Raw genomic sequence first — 16,435 nt, 5'->3', positions numbered from 1 at the left:
TTTATGCTGCTTATTTTACATCTTGTAGCTTGCAGCAAAAAACCGACTTTTTCAGCTCAGGATAAGGAGACTATTTTAAAGCAGATAAAGGAGCTCGAAGATACGAGGTTGACCCGTACGAATGGTGACTCACTGAAGAAAGCCTGGCGACAACTTGGCGAAAATCCTGATGTAAAAAAAGACAGCGTATTCTTTGCAAAGGTTAAGTACAATACTGCCCGCTTATATGCCATGCTTCAGCAAGATTCCGCTGGCTTTTTCGTGGAGCAAGCACTTGAATTAATCGAACCTACAACCGGTAACCTAAAATACAAGGCGCTTATCTACAATGGCATTGGCAATATCCGCAGCGTCGAAGCGAAAGAACGTGAAGCCGGCTATTACTACAACAAAGCAGCTGCCATCGTCCTCTCAGACAGTACTGCAGGACTTTCTGCTGAAGCGAAATCGGCCATCTTGCTCTCGGCAGCACAAAATAACCTGAGTTCGTTTCAGTACAATCTAGCTGAAAAGATGAATCGGGCGGCACTCCCACTTTCAGATTCGCTTCCAGAAGGGCATATCAATCGCCAGCGCGTATTCGTACAAATGATTCAGGTGCTAAATGCATTGCAGAAACCTGCAAAAGAAATCCTTCCCTATCTCCAGAAACTGGAAGATCTACACCGAACATTTCCAGACAAATATAACATCAGTTTTTTATACGATTCGAAAATACAGTACTTTGAAACAACAAAACAGCAAGATTCTTTATTACATTATCAGTTGCTTAAAATAGAAATTGATGAAAGCTCGGGCAATATAAAGGAGTCTACGGTTTTAATGAATAACCTGTTCGTAAATTATTGCAATGTTGCGGCAATTTATGTAGTATTTAAAAATCCGAAACAAGCAGCACAATATATAGTAAAAGCAAAAGAGCTTAGAACACAATTCCCTAAATTGATTTTTCCCCATAATGAAATACTCTTTCAAAAAAGCTTAGCCGAACTGTACCGTTTACAGGGCAAAAAAGAAGAAGCTATAGCTGTCCTAAATCATATTGTGCAATTACAGAAAGATGTCTATCATTCGGAAAACACACAAGCTATTGCCGAAATGAATGCATTGTATCAACTACAAGCCAAGGACCAGTCCATTCGAACTTTGAATGAAAGTATTAAGATCAATAAACTACAGTTACAGCAAAATCGCCTGTGGCTGGTAATATCCTCTTTGGGTCTTATCTTATTGATTATTATATTGTTCTTTCTATACTATAGTTTCCGTCAGCGACGCCTAAGTCAGGAGAAAGAAAAAGTCCTGCTGCAGCAACAGTTACTGCGCACACAGATGGAACCACATTTTATCTTCAATACCTTAGCAGCGGTCCAGAGTTTTGTGCGATTAGATAAGAAAGAAAGTGCTATCAAGTATCTCAATCGCTTTAGTCGATTGTTGCGGAGCAATCTCGAGTTAAGCCGGGAGAACCTGGTGCCTTTAAACGAAGAGATCGAAACACTGGAAAACTATCTGACCTTACAGCAAATGCGTTTTGAGAATGCTTTTACCTATCAGATCACACAGCCAGACGAGCAGGATCTCAGTGCCATCATGTTACCTCCAATGTTGATACAGCCTTATGTCGAAAATGCCCTACTACATGGTATTGACCTCGAAACCTGTAAAGGCAATATCGACATTCGTTTCCAATTGGAGGACGATATTTTATCAGTGGACATCCTTGATAGTGGCAAGTCTGAACCAAATGTTCAGGAAACTCCTCATCGCTCACTATCCGGGACCATCAGTCACGAACGCATGCAACTCCTGGGCAGGAAAGCAAGCATAAAAATCACAAAAAATCCTGCAGGCGGGACACTTGTCAAATTGCAAATACCAGTTACATCCTGATTATTTTTAAGGCGATGATTGGGTTATTCTTTATATTTCAATTCGGTTTATTTGTACTTGCTACTATTATTGCATTGGATCTGGCCCCTATTGCAATTTTCCTGTTTTACCAAAAAGATAAAACGCACTTACTTAGGAAATATGCCCGCTCATTGCCTTGCTATTTTTTGCAACGAAGGTTGATACAATGAATTTATTTCAATAGACAGCATATAGGCCAAATGTCGAATCCTTAAGATTGATAATTGCGAATCGTAAAAACTATTTACGATTCGTAAATATCACTGTTGTAGCCAGCATTCCTTTCTTAGCTTTGATAAAAAAAGAATAGTAAATACATGAAAAATACATTTTTCAATATCACATGCATTAGACGAATCATAAGTTTCACTATTCTTATTGTTATAACTAGAAATATTATGGCACAAGACGTCAATCATTATATCGCAACTGGTAAAGATAGAACCAAGACGATCAGCGGACAGTACGGTGATCTCAATGGCATCTGTCTCTTTGAAGACGGAAAATTCATGCTGTATGGTTATGCCACCATGGTCTTTGGATCCTATGTGTTTGAAAAGGACTATCTTCTTTTCTATCCAGACCGGTTACCGCAATTTCAACTATATGCAAGCCATAACCCCACTTTAGGAGATGATGTATCTATCAATTTTAGAGGCTTCGAAGAAGGAAAGACTTTTGTACAGTTTGGAGACAACAACATGCAGCCTCTTTTCAACGATGGGGCCAATTGCTTCGATTTCCCCTATATCTATGAGCAATCACAGCCCATATCGCAGTTGAAATTCTCTGTACAAAAGGAAGATTTTGATGCTGAACCAGCATACCAGACGTTCCACTATCAAAATGACAAACACTTCAATGACTTCATTGCAATCTATAATAAACCCCAGCGAGCACGGGCAAATTTCGCTGCCTATCTATATTTAACTGAAGATAAAAGGCTTGCCATAAGCCTTTCCAATTATGGCGGCAGGGAGGGCTTTTTAAGAGAAAACCAAGTAGCTCCAACCCAAGAGCGCTGGCTTGAAATACTCGCAATGAAAAAAGAATATGAAAGTGCGGGAAGCATTGAGCCGATGGCAATCTTCTCCAGTGCAGCGTATAATATTTCTTATCCCGATCTGGAGGAATATAATTTTAACAAAGCGACAAATCAATACATCAGCAAGTCCGTTGGGGATAATGATCAAGGAAGTGCTCAGGATGATCGCTTCCTGCGTCAATATACGAAAGAACCATTGGTACCCAAACAGGACAAGTTTGATATCAAAGCCGCCACCGCCCCAAGTTTATTTTTTTCCAGCTGTAGCCAATCTGACGAATCGTATAATCACATCAAAAGAGGAAAAGAAAAGGTTAAATGATCAGACAAACCTCCAGATGTCGAGAATGTCCGCGTTCAATTTCATTGCCACTTTGGGAGTCAATAACCGTTGGACACATAGGCCAAAAATCTCTTTCCATACAGATTGTCCGGTCGTCCCCCCTTACCAAAGCCCAAATCTTTCTTAGTAATTTCAATTAAATTACTTAACTTAGCATATAGACCAAACGATTACGTTTTGAACACAATTCTTAAATTTATAGTTGCTTAGTTAGCCTCACAAACCACAGGCTAATCATTCTTTTATTTGGGTAATCCTATCCAAACAGGTTTTCATTTGATTTTATTATTCACCCAACCACAGTAGCGAATGTCTCTTTTTTGCTATACAGCCTATCCATACACTCGTGTTTTGATAGCAGAAACATCGTGAATAATATCAAAAAAATTAATAAAGAATATTAAGCACGACTATAAAAAATGCAAAAGAAATATACATGGACTATCAGTCCTAAGAATACCCCAATACTCAAGAAATCATGTAGCCACTGCGATAGTAAACAATTTTATTGCAGTGAAAAATTCAGAATAAATGCACAGAAAAAAAACGTTGACGTATGGTTGATTTATCGCTGCGTAAAATGCGACAGCACATACAATTTGATTTTATTTTCACGTACCCGACTCACTGCAATAAACAGTATATTGTTCAACAAATTTCAAAACAACGATACGGAACTGGCTTGGAAATATGCATTTTCTGAAGAAATGAGAAGAAAGAATAAGGTGGAAGCCGATTTAACTACAGTAAGCTATGCTTTGCAATATGATCAGATTTCAAACGATGAATTGCTGTCTTCGAATGAAAGGGTCTTAACATTCGAGGTCGACTATCCCCATGATTTTCAACTTAGGCTATCATCACTGATTCGCGCCTGTCTCAACCTTTCCTCAAGACAGCTTGACCAACTAATCATGCAAAAAGCAATTACGGTAGCTGGAAAATACGTACAGAAAAAACATAAGGCAAAAGACAGAGACTGCATTGAAATTGACTGTCAAAAACTTAAAAGTTTACTGTGTAACGAGATCTAGAACATACTGTAACGGATTGATCTGGCCCCTGATTCTCGGAGATCAAATAGCCAGCAATTTTTGGAACTGTTTTTTACTGGAAAGCCATAGCGTATCACAAAAAAGGGAACCGTTGGTTCCCTTAATTTTTCATTTCAAAATGAAGTACTTTTTATGAGATATTTTACATACCTATTTTTGCTGAAGTTTATCCGACAGCATCTTCATATAAAAACCGCCTACCACACTACGCGCCTTAAAATTCTCACGTATCCCCGTATTCGCATCGTAAAAATCATTTAGTGGAACACGGGATTCTGTTCGGATCGCATGGTTGTAGACCGGATGCACCAGAGCTTCGAATTCATCCCGTGTTGGTGCAAATGTAGCTGTCCACAAAATCCAGTCGTTTTTGGTATATGCTTTTCGGCTATCCAATGGAATTCCAAATCTACTTTGTTTAGTCAGGTAATACTTGATCTCCGTATCATAGACTTTCTGCGGAAACAGATGTAGTCCCAGCACCTTGTCCCAAATCAGATTATATTTTTGGCTCCAGGTGTTTTTATTGTCAAATGTCAGCGCGTAATGGTCTCCAGCATCAGCCATTTCCATCCATTTTGGCACCATCTCCTCGGCGATGGCACGATATTTCTTCGCCGTCTCCATTTCACCGATCGCTTCAGCCATTTGCGCATAACAGGCAATCCCGACGATAGCCTTTACCGATAAGTTTACATTGCGGGCAAGATGGCCCGCAAAATCATCTGTACACAATTGCGTTTTAGGGTCGAAACCATCCTTTACAAGATAGTCTACCCAAGTGGTGAGCGTCTTCCAGTGCTTACGTGCATAGCTCGCATCTCCCTGTACTTTTGAAATCGCTGCTGTCAAAATAATCATATTTCCGGACTCTTCGACAGGCATTGGCTCGCCGTAAGTCTGTCCATTGGCCAATGGATATGTACCCAGGTCATGTGCCGCCCAAGGGTGAGGATATTTGCCACTTTCACTAAAATAAAAGATACCCGTCAACATGCCTTTCAATAATTCCGGATTATAGATCAGGTATAGAGGTGCCGATGGATAAGTGACATCGACCGTATTAATAAAACCGCCACTGTTGTTCTCTTTGGATAGCCAGAGCAATTCGTCCTGTGGACTTTTCACCAACGTGTGCGCAGCAATACTCTGACGATAGGCCAGTGTTGTCAAATGCGCATATTCCTTTCCGCCAGACTTTAGCGCGTCAGCGTAAACCTGTTTATCGAAAGCAACACATTTGTCCATTACGGAGCGATATTCGTTGGCTGCTAAGGTAAGCTGATTTTCAATAGTTTCCTTACCTGAATTATTCCACCAAGGACGTAGGTTATTTTTGAAATATTGAATCGCATAAATTTCATCATAGCCGAGTTCAACAAAACGTTCAACTTCCTTATTCCCCACCATCCCAAATGGAATGACCGTATTCAATGATAATGCTGTTCCTTTGGTAGTTGTTGAATTCGTATTCCCTTTTCTAAAGTTATCCACAGCAATAGCCATCGGACTTACAAACTGCTGTGCTTGATTCTCTTTCGGTGAAGCCACATAAAAATAGCCCCAGTCAATTCGCATATCATCGGCGCCCTTTTGCAACATGGGTTGTTCGACTGTTCCCGTTTTCAAAATAGCTAATTTGTCTGTTTCATATTTTTCAGCAGTAACTTCCTGTGAAGGTTTATAGACCGCAATGTTGGAGGCTGCACTTAGAAAAACCTTTACGGCATGTTGTTTTCCATCATTTGCCTTTATCTGGTAGGTAATATAAGAAACAGGTCTAGCCAATAGATTCAGATCATCCATCAGTAGCGGCGACGTAAAGGTAAGCTTCAGGTCGACTTGGCCTGCCTGGAACTTATATATGGTACGTGTGGCTGTTATCTCCACATCTTTCTGTACGGCAGTTTGTATTCTAGCTCCTTCCTCTTTTAGCTTATCTACGAGGCCAAAGTCAAGAAAACGTCCCCCAGCAGTATTGCGCAGATGAATAGCGAGCTGATTTTGACCCGCCTTTAGGTCAGATTTATTTATCGGCAAGTACTGGAAGTTGTTTGTCCAGCCCGCTTTTTCATAAACCTTTTTTCCATTTAAAAACACGACCACATTATCATCATGGTTCAATTTTAAGAAGAGTTCGTTGATCCCTTGCGGGTCGGTCACATTAAAGGTACGACGCACCCAGATATCATCTGATTTCCACAACGTCTTGACCTGTTTTTGATCATCCCCTAAAGGGGCAGCACCTGATTTCCAGCCGCTGGCTTTATATGAAGCCGATTGCCAGTCTCCTTGGGGTTTAGACTCGGTATATTGCACCGTAAAAGACTGATCTTCGGCTGTGGGAAGAATTGTTTTATAATGGGGTTCCTCTTTACCAAGAAAACGATAAATATTGCCGTCGACATTGATCAGTCCTAGGAGCGAATGATCCGCTTCGGTCCAATGTTTGGTAGTCGATGCATTCAACTGATCCGTCATTGACCAGATACTAAAGTTTGGATTATGGGTGATCAATGGGTAGGCTGGCGCTTTTCTTTGTTGCGCCTGTGCATCAAAAATGCTCGATATACAAGCTAATAGGCAACAAATACTCAGCTTTCTGAGTTTGTGCATCTTAAGAATAGGTTTTTTAAAGGGTTTAATCATATATTTTGAAAAAATTAGCGACCTAACTGTTTTTCAGGCGTAAAAAAGAATTATTAAGAATGCCTAAAGAAAAACATGAGTATCACAACAAATAACGTTGGAATAACTGACATTCAACAGCCTCTTCGTATCATTTTATATGCAATTTATATCATATTACAGCAGTCCGCACATCGATTAGTGGATAAAAAAGACAATGGTAAAAGATAAGAACATCCGATAACTGGGTTCAACAAAAAACATTATTATCTTTGGCTATCCGATCAGGATCAGCTTGGTTAGACTGATCGATTGGAATCAATTTTACCTTGGAGCATATGAGAAGATTTTACATTTTTTTCTTTACGGTTATACAATGCTTTTGTTCAACAATCGTTGGGCTTTATGCACAGGAAAATGATTCAATCAATAAAAAAGAGCTTGGTTTAAGCGCCTTATTAAACGATATCAGACAACAACAGATCAACGATTCACTCGAACGTCAGAAACTGCAGTATGAAATCGCCAGTCTCAAAAGTCAGAATAGTCCCAAGAAAGAAAATCTAAAACAGCAGCTCAATGACTTTGACGAAGAAAACAACCTGCGCAAGCAACAACTAAAAATCAAAGTTGACTCGATCAAAAAAAACTCCAAGCGGTATGCTGTCGCACCATTTAATGATACCCTTTTTTATATCTATAATAAATTGGGGTCATCCCTTGCTAAAGATCGCGCCTACAATGTAGTCAACAGGATTGAAAATCTCTATGAAGATGATTTTGTAAAAGTAGATTCCTTTAAAATCGAAAACAACGAAATCAGCGCCGACATTGTTTACAAAGATTTGATCATTACTTCCATCACAGAACTCGACGCCCTCCTGGAAGGGAAAAGCAAAGAAGAAATTGCTACACAATACCTCAAGCGTATCCAACAGGCCATCAGTCAGGAAAGAGCAGACAATAGCATCACCAAAGTGCTGATCCGTACGGGGCTTGTACTCCTTATTCTTGTGATCTTTTCGATGTTGGTGTATTTTATCAATAGATTAAAAAAGTATGGCACTAATCGCCTATTGAGCGAACGGACAGAGCGAATCAAGGATGTTAAGATCAAAAATTATGTATTCCTGACCTCGGTTCAGAAAACCCGTATTTTCATTAACATAATCAATATTGCGCGTTGGGGACTGATTGTGTTGATCGCTTTCATCATGCTCCCTATTGTTTTCAGTGTCTTTCCCTTTACGCAAAGCTGGGCATCCAATCTGATCGGACTTTTTACCAAGCCCCTGAAGAAAGCAGTCTTCGCCGTTTGGGATTATATTCCAAATCTGATCACCGTTTTTGTCATTCTCTTTGTCATGCGTTATGCCGTACGGTTTGTGAAATATATTTTTAACGAAATTGATAAAGGGAAATTAGAGATCAATGGCTTTCACCGGGAATTTGCCATGCCTACCTTTACCATTGTCCGCTTTCTGCTACAGGCCTTTACGTTGGTACTCGTATTTCCCTATCTTCCGGGAGCAAACTCTGATATCTTCAAAGGAATATCTGTTTTTATCGGAGTATTATTCTCTTTGGGATCATCCTCCGCTATTTCAAACATTATTGCCGGTCTCGTCATTACCTATATGCGCCCTTTCCGCATTGGTGACCGGATCACAATTGCGGACAAGACAGGTATTGTCATTGAAAAATCACCCTTGGTAACCCGGCTAAGGACAATTAAAAATGAGGAAATCACCATTCCAAATTCCTCCATCCTATCGGGTAATACGGTTAACTATTCCACCTTTTCAGAGGAGGGAATATGTTTTCAAGTTGAACTCACAGTAGGCTATGAAGAACCTTGGCAACGTATACACGAATTGCTCTTAAATATTCCCGCACGTATAGCACGTGTCAATCAACATCCGTCTCCATTTGTCTTACAAAAAAAACTAGATGATTTTTATGTTCTCTACGAGCTGAATGTTTATATTTCCAAATCTGCAGAAATTGAGTTGGCCAAATCCGAAATTTATCAACATATTCTAAATGACTTTCTCGCTGCAGGCATTGAAATGAATGGCCCACACCTATTTGCAAAAGTGGATCATGTACCACAATATCAGCCGAAAAACACGGGCAAATAGTATTAAAGTCTGCGGTCTATTTCTGAATCAGTGTTATTGGCATGGAGCATCATTTTGGCTAGATTTCCCAACTGTACCAGTGCAAAACGGAGTTCATCCGTCCAGGGTAGTCCTAAGCAGAGGCGCATGCAATTTTGAAATTGATTTTGCAGGGTGAACATTCGCCCCGGGGCAATACTTATTTTCTTTTTTAATCCGTAATTGTAAAGCTTTGTCGTGTCTATGCTTTTTGGCAGCTCGACCCAGAGTGCTAGCCCCCCTTGCGGTCTGCTGATCCGCGTTCCTTCTGGAAAAGATTCCGCAATCACATGGGCAAACCGTTGATAGTTTTCTAGCAATGTTTTCCGTAACTGACGAAGATGATGATCGTATCGCCCTGTCTTCAGAAAATTACCCACTGCCTCGTGAATCAACGTTGCCGACGACAAGGCATGGATTAATTTCAAACGTAGAATTTGATCCTTGTATTTCCCCGCAGCCACCCAGCCCACCCGGTAACCAGGGGCCAATGTTTTTGAGACCGAGCCACACCATAACACATTGTCCTCTTCGTCAAAAGTTTTACAACATGTAGGACGTTCGCTGCCAAAATAAATATCGCCATATGTATCGTCTTCAATCAGTGGAACAGCATGCTTAGCAAGTAAACGAACCACCTCCATTTTATTTTTATCTGGCATACAATAGCCTAATGGGGTATTGAAATTCGGCACCAGCAGGCACACATTGATTTCTGGCAACAAATCTTCCAACAACTGTACATCAATTCCCAAGATCGGATCGCAGGTCAATTCAATAACCTTCAAACCCAAACTCAGAACCAGCTGCAAAATACCGGGGTAGCAGGGACTCTCTAATGCTATCGTGTCTCCGGGCTTGGTCAATGCCATCAGACAGAGCGATAAAGCATGCATACAGCCATTCGTCGTAATGACATCATCCGCTGTCAATCGGCCATCCCAGCCCAAGGAACGGGCCGCTATCATCCTACGCAATTTCAAATTCCCCTGTAAAGGTTCATATTCAGCACCACCTGCATCCAATTGCCGGGTTGCGAGTACGATTTCCTTTTTTAATTTCGCCAAAGGCAGGAAATCTCCTGAAGGGACACCGATGGAAAACAGCGTGAGATCCTTTCTTCCCATATTGGCGTAAACACTACTGATCAGCTCATTTGGTTCAACACTATCCTCCACGAGCCGTATCTGGCCAGTTTCGGGCAGTTGTAATCTGAATTGAGTCAACGCATTCACAAAATACCCTGACTGTGGTATCGCATAAATTAGTGATTGCGCTTCCAATGCGAGGAATACCCGCTTAGCGGTATTCATGCTGATACCATGTTCTTTACTCAACATGCGCACCGACGGCAACCGTTCATTGGGCCTGAGAACACCATTTTTTATTTTACTCGCTATATTTTGAGCCAAAATACTGTATAGAAAGTCTTTTCCCATGTTGTAAATATAACTGTATCCCTTAATTAAACAAAAACTGTAACTGTACTCAATATTAACTATTCACGAGATTTGCATCAAACTATAGATCATCTGACAATGAGCAGAAATACAGAAGTAAAGAAATCATCCAATGCTTGGCTAAACGGTTTACTGGGCGTCATTATATTTAGTGGATCATTGCCCGCAACACGGATTGCAGTCTTAGATTTAGATCCATTTTTTGTGACCGTAGCCCGTGCTACGATCGCAGGCATACTCGCCCTTATCGTATTATTGATCAACAAGGAAAAATTCCCTCAAAAAACACAGTTTTTATCCCTTGGCATTGTAGCCTTGGGCGTAGTCATTGGTTTCCCCTTATTAAGTGCCTTGGCCCTACGTTATGTGACCTCCGCGCATTCCATTGTCTTTGTAGGTATACTTCCCGTATCAACTGCTGTTTTTGGTATCATACGTGGTGGCGAGCGTCCCCGCCCGGTGTTCTGGATCTTTTCGATATTGGGCAGTCTTTTTGTTGTAGGCTATGCGCTTATGCAGGGCATATCTTCCTCTCCTGTTGGCGATATACTCATGTTATTATCTGTAATTCTTTGTGGACTGGGATATGCCGAAGGGGGCAAGCTTTCAAAGACATTAGGAGGCTGGCAGGTAATTTCCTGGGCATTGGTATTTTCATTGCCGGTAGCTCTGCCCCTGACTTATATCTTTCTTCCAACCACGGTAGCACATGTAGGCATTGGGGCCTGGACAAGTCTTGCTTACGTTTCCTTCTTTAGCATGTTTATTGGCTTTATCTTTTGGTATAAAGGATTAGCCCAGGGTGGAATTGCCTCTGTTGGACAGCTACAGCTTCTTCAACCCTTCTTTGGTCTCATCTTAGCGGCCAGCCTACTTCGCGAAGAAGTAAGTATCGGCATGCTATTCGTTACCATTGCTGTCATACTTTGCGTAGGGGGTGCTAAAAAATTCGCCAGTTAACAAGAAACGAAGTACAACAGACCTTGTTGGCTGACCATTATAAAACCAACACATACATTAGTTCTTCTGCGACGGTACCATCCGGCCACTCGACCTCACGGGAATGTGTATAGGTAAAATTAAAGGCTTGATTAGCTGCCTTTGAGGATTCATTTCCAGCGCGATGTGATACAGTGATCCGTGCGCAACCTTTCTCGCGGGCCCATGCAATACGTGCCTGATAAAATAATCTTGACAGTCCTTTTCCGCGATGGGGTTCGCGAACAAAAGAAGCAATCAGAATCGCATTTGAGGCATCATCGCGGTCCACTACCACGCCCGTTAACCCGACGATAGCCTCTTGATCATATAGTCCAAACATCGCACAATTTTCATTCTCAAGTAGTGCCACCCAATCCTGCTGGCTATAAGCCGCCTCCCGCTGATAATTGCTGCCAAATACCCCCGAATCGGTACGCAATGCTTCCAGCCTAATCTTCTTATAATCTTCCCATTGTGCTGGAGTTAAGCGCCGCAATACGTAATTCTCTTTCCTTATTTCTTCTTTTACTATCATCAAAGATAAATATAACCAACAATCTCGATTAAACCCATTAAAATTGTCACTGGACTATCTGCTTTATTAAATTTGGACCATTTATTCCCATCACTTTAGCCCTATTTTTGTTGTGATTACGAAAACACCCTTGTATGTACGTACCCAAACATTTTCAATTTGAAGACTATACGGAACAGCTCGCATTTATGAAAGAATATAGTTTTGCAACGATTATATCCATTAAAAACAATATTCCGATAGCAACACAACTCCCCTTCCAGATCAAGGAACATGCAGATAAGCTATTTCTAAGTTCGCATTTTGCTGTTGCAAATGAGCAAGCCCACTGTATCGTAGAAAACAGATCATTGGTTATTTTTTCAGAACCACATGCTTATATATCCCCTATGCATTATGACAAAGAGGAAAGCGTTCCGACCTGGGACTATATCGCTGTACATGCCTACGGAATAGCTCGGATTATAAATAATGAGCAAGAAAAAATAGAAGTGCTTGAACAGATGATCAAGTCCTATGACAGTGGCTATTTGAACCAATGGCAAGGACTCTCGGACCGTTTTAAAAAAGGCATGATGCAAGGCATCGTCGCCTTCGAATTGGAAGTAACGGATCTACAAGGGCAAAAAAAGATCAGTCAGAACAAAACTGCTGCAGAGAGAGAGCGTATAGCTGCCTATTTAGAAAAAGGGGACAATCCTGGCGAAAAGAGCATTGCTAAATCTATCAGGCACTTATTATCTTAATTTATTACACACAGACAAATGGACAAAAATTCAATAAACATAACAATTCGCAAAGTGAAAATGACAGATATTGATCTATTGCAAAGTATCGCTCAGCAGACCTTCGTCGAGACATTTTCTGAAGTCAATACAGCAGCTGATATGGCGAAATATATGGTGGAAAAATTTTCGAATGAAATGCTATTAGCTGAATTGAGCAATCAAGGGTCAGAGTTTTATTTTGCGCAACTCGGTAATAGCGTCATAGGCTACCTCAAAATAAACAGTGGACAAGCACAAACAGAATTACAAGATGAGCATGCACTGGAAATAGAACGTATCTATGTATTACAAGAATTTCATGGAAAAAAAATAGGCCAGCTTCTTTATGAAAAAGCATTGGATATCGCTAGATTAAAAAATGTTAGGTTTATCTGGCTGGGTGTATGGGAGGAAAATTTTCGAGCAATTAGTTTTTATCAAAAACATGGCTTTGTCGCCTTTGATAAACATATTTTCAGATTGGGTGACGATGAACAAACCGATATTATGATGAAAAAAAATGTTGTTAACAATTAATCCCAAACTATGGATCTGACTATCAATGACAATATAAAGGCTATACTCCATCGCATCGAAAAGGCATGCCAGGCTAATGGTCGGGAACCACAAGAAGTAAAATTATTGCTTGCCACAAAAACGGTAACATCGGATCGTATTAAAGTTGCTTTAAAAGCCGGACAGACTTTGATTGCCGAAAACAAAGTGCAGGAGTTAAAGGATAAATACGAAGACCTAAAGGAAATTCCACATCATAATCATTTTATCGGGCACTTACAAACCAATAAAATTAAAGAAATCCTTAAATATAATGTATCCTGTGTGCATTCTATAGACCGCTTCGACTTAGCTCAAAAACTCCATCAGCGACTCACAACCGAAAATAAAACCATCGATATACTCATTCAGGTCAATACATCTTACGAAGAAAGTAAATATGGTGCTGCCCCAGATCTGGTTATTGACCTCGTCAGGCAGATCGCCCCTCTAAAAAGTTTACGCATAAAAGGACTGATGACGATCGGTCTTCTAAGTGCCGAAACTGAACAGGTGCGTAAATGCTTCCGCTTGCTCAAGCACATTCAACAGCAAATCATTATGCTCAATATTCCGAATGTAGAGATGCAAGAATTATCCATGGGAATGAGTGGGGACCTGGAAATAGCAATTGCCGAAGGCGCCACTATTGTACGGGTAGGTACAGCGATATTCGGACAACGAAATACTCCCGATAGCTATTATTGGAACGAGAATTTGATTTAAAAATAGAGCTTATGAATGTGCATTTTATACAACATGAAGATTTCGAAGCCCCTGGAGCCTATTTACAATGGGCATTAGCACGACACCATAAAACAAGTTTCTCCAAGGTATATCAATATGAGGCGCTACCACAAGACGGCACGATGATAGACTTATTGGTTATTATGGGTGGTCCCCAAAGTCCAGATTCGTCTCAAGAAGAATATCCCTATTATGATGCACACGCTGAAATCGCATTGATCAGGCAATATATCCATGCTGGAAAAGCCGTTGTTGGGGTCTGTTTGGGAGCACAATTGATTGGCGAAGCCTTAGAGGCAGCATACGAACCGAGTCCAGAAAAAGAAATAGGCGTCTTTGGGATCCAACTTACCCAAGACGGTTTAGCAGATCCGAAAATTCGACATTTTGGTGAATTTCTGCCTGTCGGTCATTGGCATAATGACATGCCGGGGCTCAGCCCAGCCAGTCAAGTTCTTGCAGTCAGTGCAGGTTGCCCTCGACAGATCGTAAGGTACACCGACCTAGTTTTTGGCTTTCAATGCCATATGGAACTCAATGCGGAGGTTGTCGAACTGTTAATTCAGGCAGAGAAAGACCTTCTGCACAAAAGCAAACAGGATAAATTTGTGCAGACTCCAGATCAAATCCGTGGTTACGACTATACCGAAATGAACAATAAGTTATTTCAGTTCCTCGATCACCTTGAAGCTGCCTATCGACATACAAAAACCAACTTTTAGAACAGATCACATCAATTCAAATCAGGTTCATCAAACATAGACATCAATCCCACATTACAGTGCATGTACAACAGCTTGAAAATAACCGACAGCACAGTATCTGTACTAGATTTAGCAGATTTTAGGGCCGAAATATGAAAAAAAACTGTAGATTTAGTTATCAAACAAAACGTCGATGGATTTTACACGCAAGCATTTTTTTAGATCAGCCACGCTAATCGTCTTCGGTCTGCTGTTATTTTCATGTTCGGTCAAAAAGAATGATGAAAATCTAATCTGGTATGAAAACCAGGTTATTGAACAGGCAGTACCCGAACAAGACTCGGTTTATAGAATACAGATTGGTATGATGGCCTCTTCTTTTTGGTTGGATAACAAAGGTGATGAGCGTAAAGATCAGTTATCTCTTTTACAAGAGAGTCTGAAGCAACGGAATCCCCTTACTATTGGCGTTGAAAAAGGAACCAATAAAATCATTCGTGTTACTAAATAGCAATAAACGATCAGCACTCCATAACGCTAACACGAATGATTTCAACAGGTTTTAATACCCACCGTATCCCAGTTTAGATTATAAATTTTGTTCACCCAGTCAAAATGGACTCAGGCTATTTTTTCCATTAAATAAATCTGTGGTGCCTCTTGTAGCTTTTCTTCTGCCATTTCCCCAAATGCCTGAATATAGGGTTGCTGATTATGTGCATCCAGTCCGGTCCGGTTTTCCCAGATTTCATAAAAAATAAACTGATTCTCATCCGCATCCACCTGATGCAGGTCATATTGAATACAAGCAGCTTCCTTTCTGCTCTCTTCGACCATACGCTGCAATGCAACAATCACTTCATCCCGAAATGCTGGATTTGCCTTTAAAATAGCGGTTATATAGATCTTCATGATAACTGAGTTTCAAAATAAAATACTTCTTCCAAATAGGCTTTATATTCCTTTTCGTAGTTATCCACACGCTCCTGCGTTGCACCTTTCTCCATATCGTGGAAATGGAAACTTCCAATACTTTCCAGTCCTGCAAATTGGTTCATTTTATGAAAACCGAACAGAACACCTTCATCAACAGAATGTTGATCAAAAAACTCACCTTCCAACGTAAAGGCGGTATCCGGCGCATTCCAGCTTGAAGTCACAAAATACTTTTTCCCCTGCATCAATCCACCGGTACCGTAATTAATTGCCGGATTCTTACGTGAACGACCATCGCTTCGATAGATTCCATTATTGTGTCCAGCTGTAAACACTTCATCGATATAAAGTTTTAGACGGTTAGGCACCTGAAACCACCATACCGGAAAGTGATAGACAATAATATCCGCCCATTTGAAATTTTCAACTTCGACCATTGCGTCAAACGCATCATTTACATTGGTCACACGAATTTTAAATCCATTTTTAACTAAAGTTTGCTCCGTCCAATTTGTAATTGTGGTATTAAAAGAACCACCGGAGTGTGCGAACTCCTGTCCGCCATTGATAATAAATATATTCATTTCTATTATTTTTATTATTGAT

The 16,435-nt window shown here is 40.5% G+C and carries 16 protein-coding genes; 11 read left to right on the top strand and 5 right to left on the bottom strand.

Features of this window, described 5'->3' with window-relative positions:
• Positions 1 to 3 precede the first annotated feature (3 nt).
• The 3 genes from ABDW32_RS08215 to ABDW32_RS08205 all read left to right on the top strand — a co-directional run bounded on the left by ABDW32_RS08215 (position 4) and on the right by ABDW32_RS08205 (position 4,336).
• Positions 4 to 1,893: a histidine kinase gene (locus ABDW32_RS08215; protein WP_343561257.1), complete on the top strand. Its 1,890-nt coding sequence runs from the start codon at positions 4 to 6 to the stop codon at positions 1,891 to 1,893.
• A 419-nt stretch (positions 1,894 to 2,312) separates the two neighbouring features.
• On the top strand, positions 2,313 to 3,281 hold the full coding sequence (locus ABDW32_RS08210) for a preprotein translocase subunit SecD (protein WP_343561255.1): 969 nt from the start codon (positions 2,313 to 2,315) through the stop codon (positions 3,279 to 3,281).
• Positions 3,282 to 3,721: 440 nt separating this feature from the next.
• Positions 3,722 to 4,336, top strand: coding sequence for a DUF1062 domain-containing protein (locus ABDW32_RS08205; protein ID WP_343561253.1), 615 nt, complete (start codon positions 3,722 to 3,724; stop codon positions 4,334 to 4,336).
• 171 nt (positions 4,337 to 4,507) lie between these two features.
• On the opposite strand, the gene ABDW32_RS08200 is transcribed toward ABDW32_RS08205, so the two are convergent.
• Positions 4,508 to 6,973 (bottom strand): DUF4965 domain-containing protein, encoded by a 2,466-nt coding sequence (locus tag ABDW32_RS08200; protein ID WP_343561251.1) that lies wholly within the window; start codon positions 6,971 to 6,973, stop codon positions 4,508 to 4,510.
• Positions 6,974 to 7,081: 108 nt separating this feature from the next.
• Here ABDW32_RS08200 and ABDW32_RS08195 point away from each other — a divergent pair, with 108 nt between their 5' ends.
• Positions 7,082 to 7,216, top strand: a complete 135-nt coding sequence (locus tag ABDW32_RS08195) for a hypothetical protein (RefSeq protein ID WP_343561249.1) — start codon at positions 7,082 to 7,084, stop codon at positions 7,214 to 7,216.
• 107 nt (positions 7,217 to 7,323) lie between these two features.
• The gene (locus ABDW32_RS08190; protein ID WP_343561247.1) at positions 7,324 to 9,126 is read left to right on the top strand and encodes a mechanosensitive ion channel domain-containing protein; all 1,803 of its coding nucleotides are present in this window, start codon (positions 7,324 to 7,326) and stop codon (positions 9,124 to 9,126) included.
• A 2-nt stretch (positions 9,127 to 9,128) separates the two neighbouring features.
• Here ABDW32_RS08190 and ABDW32_RS08185 read toward each other — a convergent pair whose 3' ends face one another.
• Entirely contained in the window at positions 9,129 to 10,583 is a 1,455-nt protein-coding gene (locus ABDW32_RS08185) for a PLP-dependent aminotransferase family protein (RefSeq protein WP_343561245.1), read from the bottom strand.
• Between the two features lie 99 nt (positions 10,584 to 10,682).
• Between ABDW32_RS08185 and ABDW32_RS08180 the strand changes: the two genes are divergently transcribed.
• A complete protein-coding gene (locus ABDW32_RS08180) occupies positions 10,683 to 11,564 on the top strand; it encodes a DMT family transporter (RefSeq protein WP_343561243.1) in 882 nt (293 codons plus the stop codon).
• Between the two features lie 37 nt (positions 11,565 to 11,601).
• On the opposite strand, the gene ABDW32_RS08175 is transcribed toward ABDW32_RS08180, so the two are convergent.
• Complete coding sequence (locus ABDW32_RS08175) at positions 11,602 to 12,120, bottom strand: GNAT family N-acetyltransferase (RefSeq protein WP_343561241.1); 519 nt, start codon at positions 12,118 to 12,120, stop codon at positions 11,602 to 11,604.
• A 134-nt stretch (positions 12,121 to 12,254) separates the two neighbouring features.
• Here ABDW32_RS08175 and ABDW32_RS08170 point away from each other — a divergent pair, with 134 nt between their 5' ends.
• The 5 genes from ABDW32_RS08170 to ABDW32_RS08150 all read left to right on the top strand — a co-directional run bounded on the left by ABDW32_RS08170 (position 12,255) and on the right by ABDW32_RS08150 (position 15,404).
• Positions 12,255 to 12,866: an FMN-binding negative transcriptional regulator gene (locus ABDW32_RS08170; protein ID WP_343561239.1), complete on the top strand. Its 612-nt coding sequence runs from the start codon at positions 12,255 to 12,257 to the stop codon at positions 12,864 to 12,866.
• Between the two features lie 18 nt (positions 12,867 to 12,884).
• Positions 12,885 to 13,424 carry a GNAT family N-acetyltransferase gene (locus ABDW32_RS08165; protein WP_343561238.1) on the top strand — a complete coding sequence of 180 codons (540 nt, stop codon included), beginning with the start codon at positions 12,885 to 12,887 and terminating at the stop codon, positions 13,422 to 13,424.
• A gap of 9 nt (positions 13,425 to 13,433) precedes the next feature.
• On the top strand, positions 13,434 to 14,168 hold the full coding sequence (locus ABDW32_RS08160) for a YggS family pyridoxal phosphate-dependent enzyme (protein ID WP_343561236.1): 735 nt from the start codon (positions 13,434 to 13,436) through the stop codon (positions 14,166 to 14,168).
• Between the two features lie 11 nt (positions 14,169 to 14,179).
• The gene (locus tag ABDW32_RS08155; RefSeq protein ID WP_343561234.1) at positions 14,180 to 14,911 is read left to right on the top strand and encodes a glutamine amidotransferase; all 732 of its coding nucleotides are present in this window, start codon (positions 14,180 to 14,182) and stop codon (positions 14,909 to 14,911) included.
• Between the two features lie 175 nt (positions 14,912 to 15,086).
• On the top strand, positions 15,087 to 15,404 hold the full coding sequence (locus ABDW32_RS08150) for a hypothetical protein (protein WP_343561232.1): 318 nt from the start codon (positions 15,087 to 15,089) through the stop codon (positions 15,402 to 15,404).
• 110 nt (positions 15,405 to 15,514) lie between these two features.
• Here ABDW32_RS08150 and ABDW32_RS08145 read toward each other — a convergent pair whose 3' ends face one another.
• Complete coding sequence (locus ABDW32_RS08145; protein WP_343561230.1) at positions 15,515 to 15,805, bottom strand: putative quinol monooxygenase; 291 nt, start codon at positions 15,803 to 15,805, stop codon at positions 15,515 to 15,517.
• Positions 15,802 to 16,413, bottom strand: a complete 612-nt coding sequence (locus tag ABDW32_RS08140; RefSeq protein WP_343561228.1) for an NAD(P)H-dependent oxidoreductase — start codon at positions 16,411 to 16,413, stop codon at positions 15,802 to 15,804. The genes ABDW32_RS08145 and ABDW32_RS08140 overlap by 4 nt, the downstream gene beginning before the upstream one ends.
• Between the last annotated feature and the right edge of the window lie 22 nt (positions 16,414 to 16,435).

It is taken from the genome of Sphingobacterium sp. (assembly GCF_039596235.1).
Classification (GTDB): domain Bacteria; phylum Bacteroidota; class Bacteroidia; order Sphingobacteriales; family Sphingobacteriaceae; genus Sphingobacterium.
Note: the sequence above shows the minus strand (reverse complement) of the source record. Positions and strands in the feature narration are given on the sequence as shown.

Coding starts and splice junctions, on each gene's coding strand:
- ABDW32_RS08215 (WP_343561257.1), top strand. CDS start 4: ATGCTGCTTATTTTACATCTTGTAGCTTGCAGCAAAAAACCGACTTTT.
- ABDW32_RS08210 (WP_343561255.1), top strand. CDS start 2,313: ATGGCACAAGACGTCAATCATTATATCGCAACTGGTAAAGATAGAACC.
- ABDW32_RS08205 (WP_343561253.1), top strand. CDS start 3,722: ATGCAAAAGAAATATACATGGACTATCAGTCCTAAGAATACCCCAATA.
- ABDW32_RS08200 (WP_343561251.1), bottom strand. CDS start 6,973: ATGCACAAACTCAGAAAGCTGAGTATTTGTTGCCTATTAGCTTGTATA.
- ABDW32_RS08195 (WP_343561249.1), top strand. CDS start 7,082: ATGAGTATCACAACAAATAACGTTGGAATAACTGACATTCAACAGCCT.
- ABDW32_RS08190 (WP_343561247.1), top strand. CDS start 7,324: ATGAGAAGATTTTACATTTTTTTCTTTACGGTTATACAATGCTTTTGT.
- ABDW32_RS08185 (WP_343561245.1), bottom strand. CDS start 10,583: ATGGGAAAAGACTTTCTATACAGTATTTTGGCTCAAAATATAGCGAGT.
- ABDW32_RS08180 (WP_343561243.1), top strand. CDS start 10,683: ATGAGCAGAAATACAGAAGTAAAGAAATCATCCAATGCTTGGCTAAAC.
- ABDW32_RS08175 (WP_343561241.1), bottom strand. CDS start 12,120: ATGATAGTAAAAGAAGAAATAAGGAAAGAGAATTACGTATTGCGGCGC.
- ABDW32_RS08170 (WP_343561239.1), top strand. CDS start 12,255: ATGTACGTACCCAAACATTTTCAATTTGAAGACTATACGGAACAGCTC.
- ABDW32_RS08165 (WP_343561238.1), top strand. CDS start 12,885: ATGGACAAAAATTCAATAAACATAACAATTCGCAAAGTGAAAATGACA.
- ABDW32_RS08160 (WP_343561236.1), top strand. CDS start 13,434: ATGGATCTGACTATCAATGACAATATAAAGGCTATACTCCATCGCATC.
- ABDW32_RS08155 (WP_343561234.1), top strand. CDS start 14,180: ATGAATGTGCATTTTATACAACATGAAGATTTCGAAGCCCCTGGAGCC.
- ABDW32_RS08150 (WP_343561232.1), top strand. CDS start 15,087: ATGGATTTTACACGCAAGCATTTTTTTAGATCAGCCACGCTAATCGTC.
- ABDW32_RS08145 (WP_343561230.1), bottom strand. CDS start 15,805: ATGAAGATCTATATAACCGCTATTTTAAAGGCAAATCCAGCATTTCGG.
- ABDW32_RS08140 (WP_343561228.1), bottom strand. CDS start 16,413: ATGAATATATTTATTATCAATGGCGGACAGGAGTTCGCACACTCCGGT.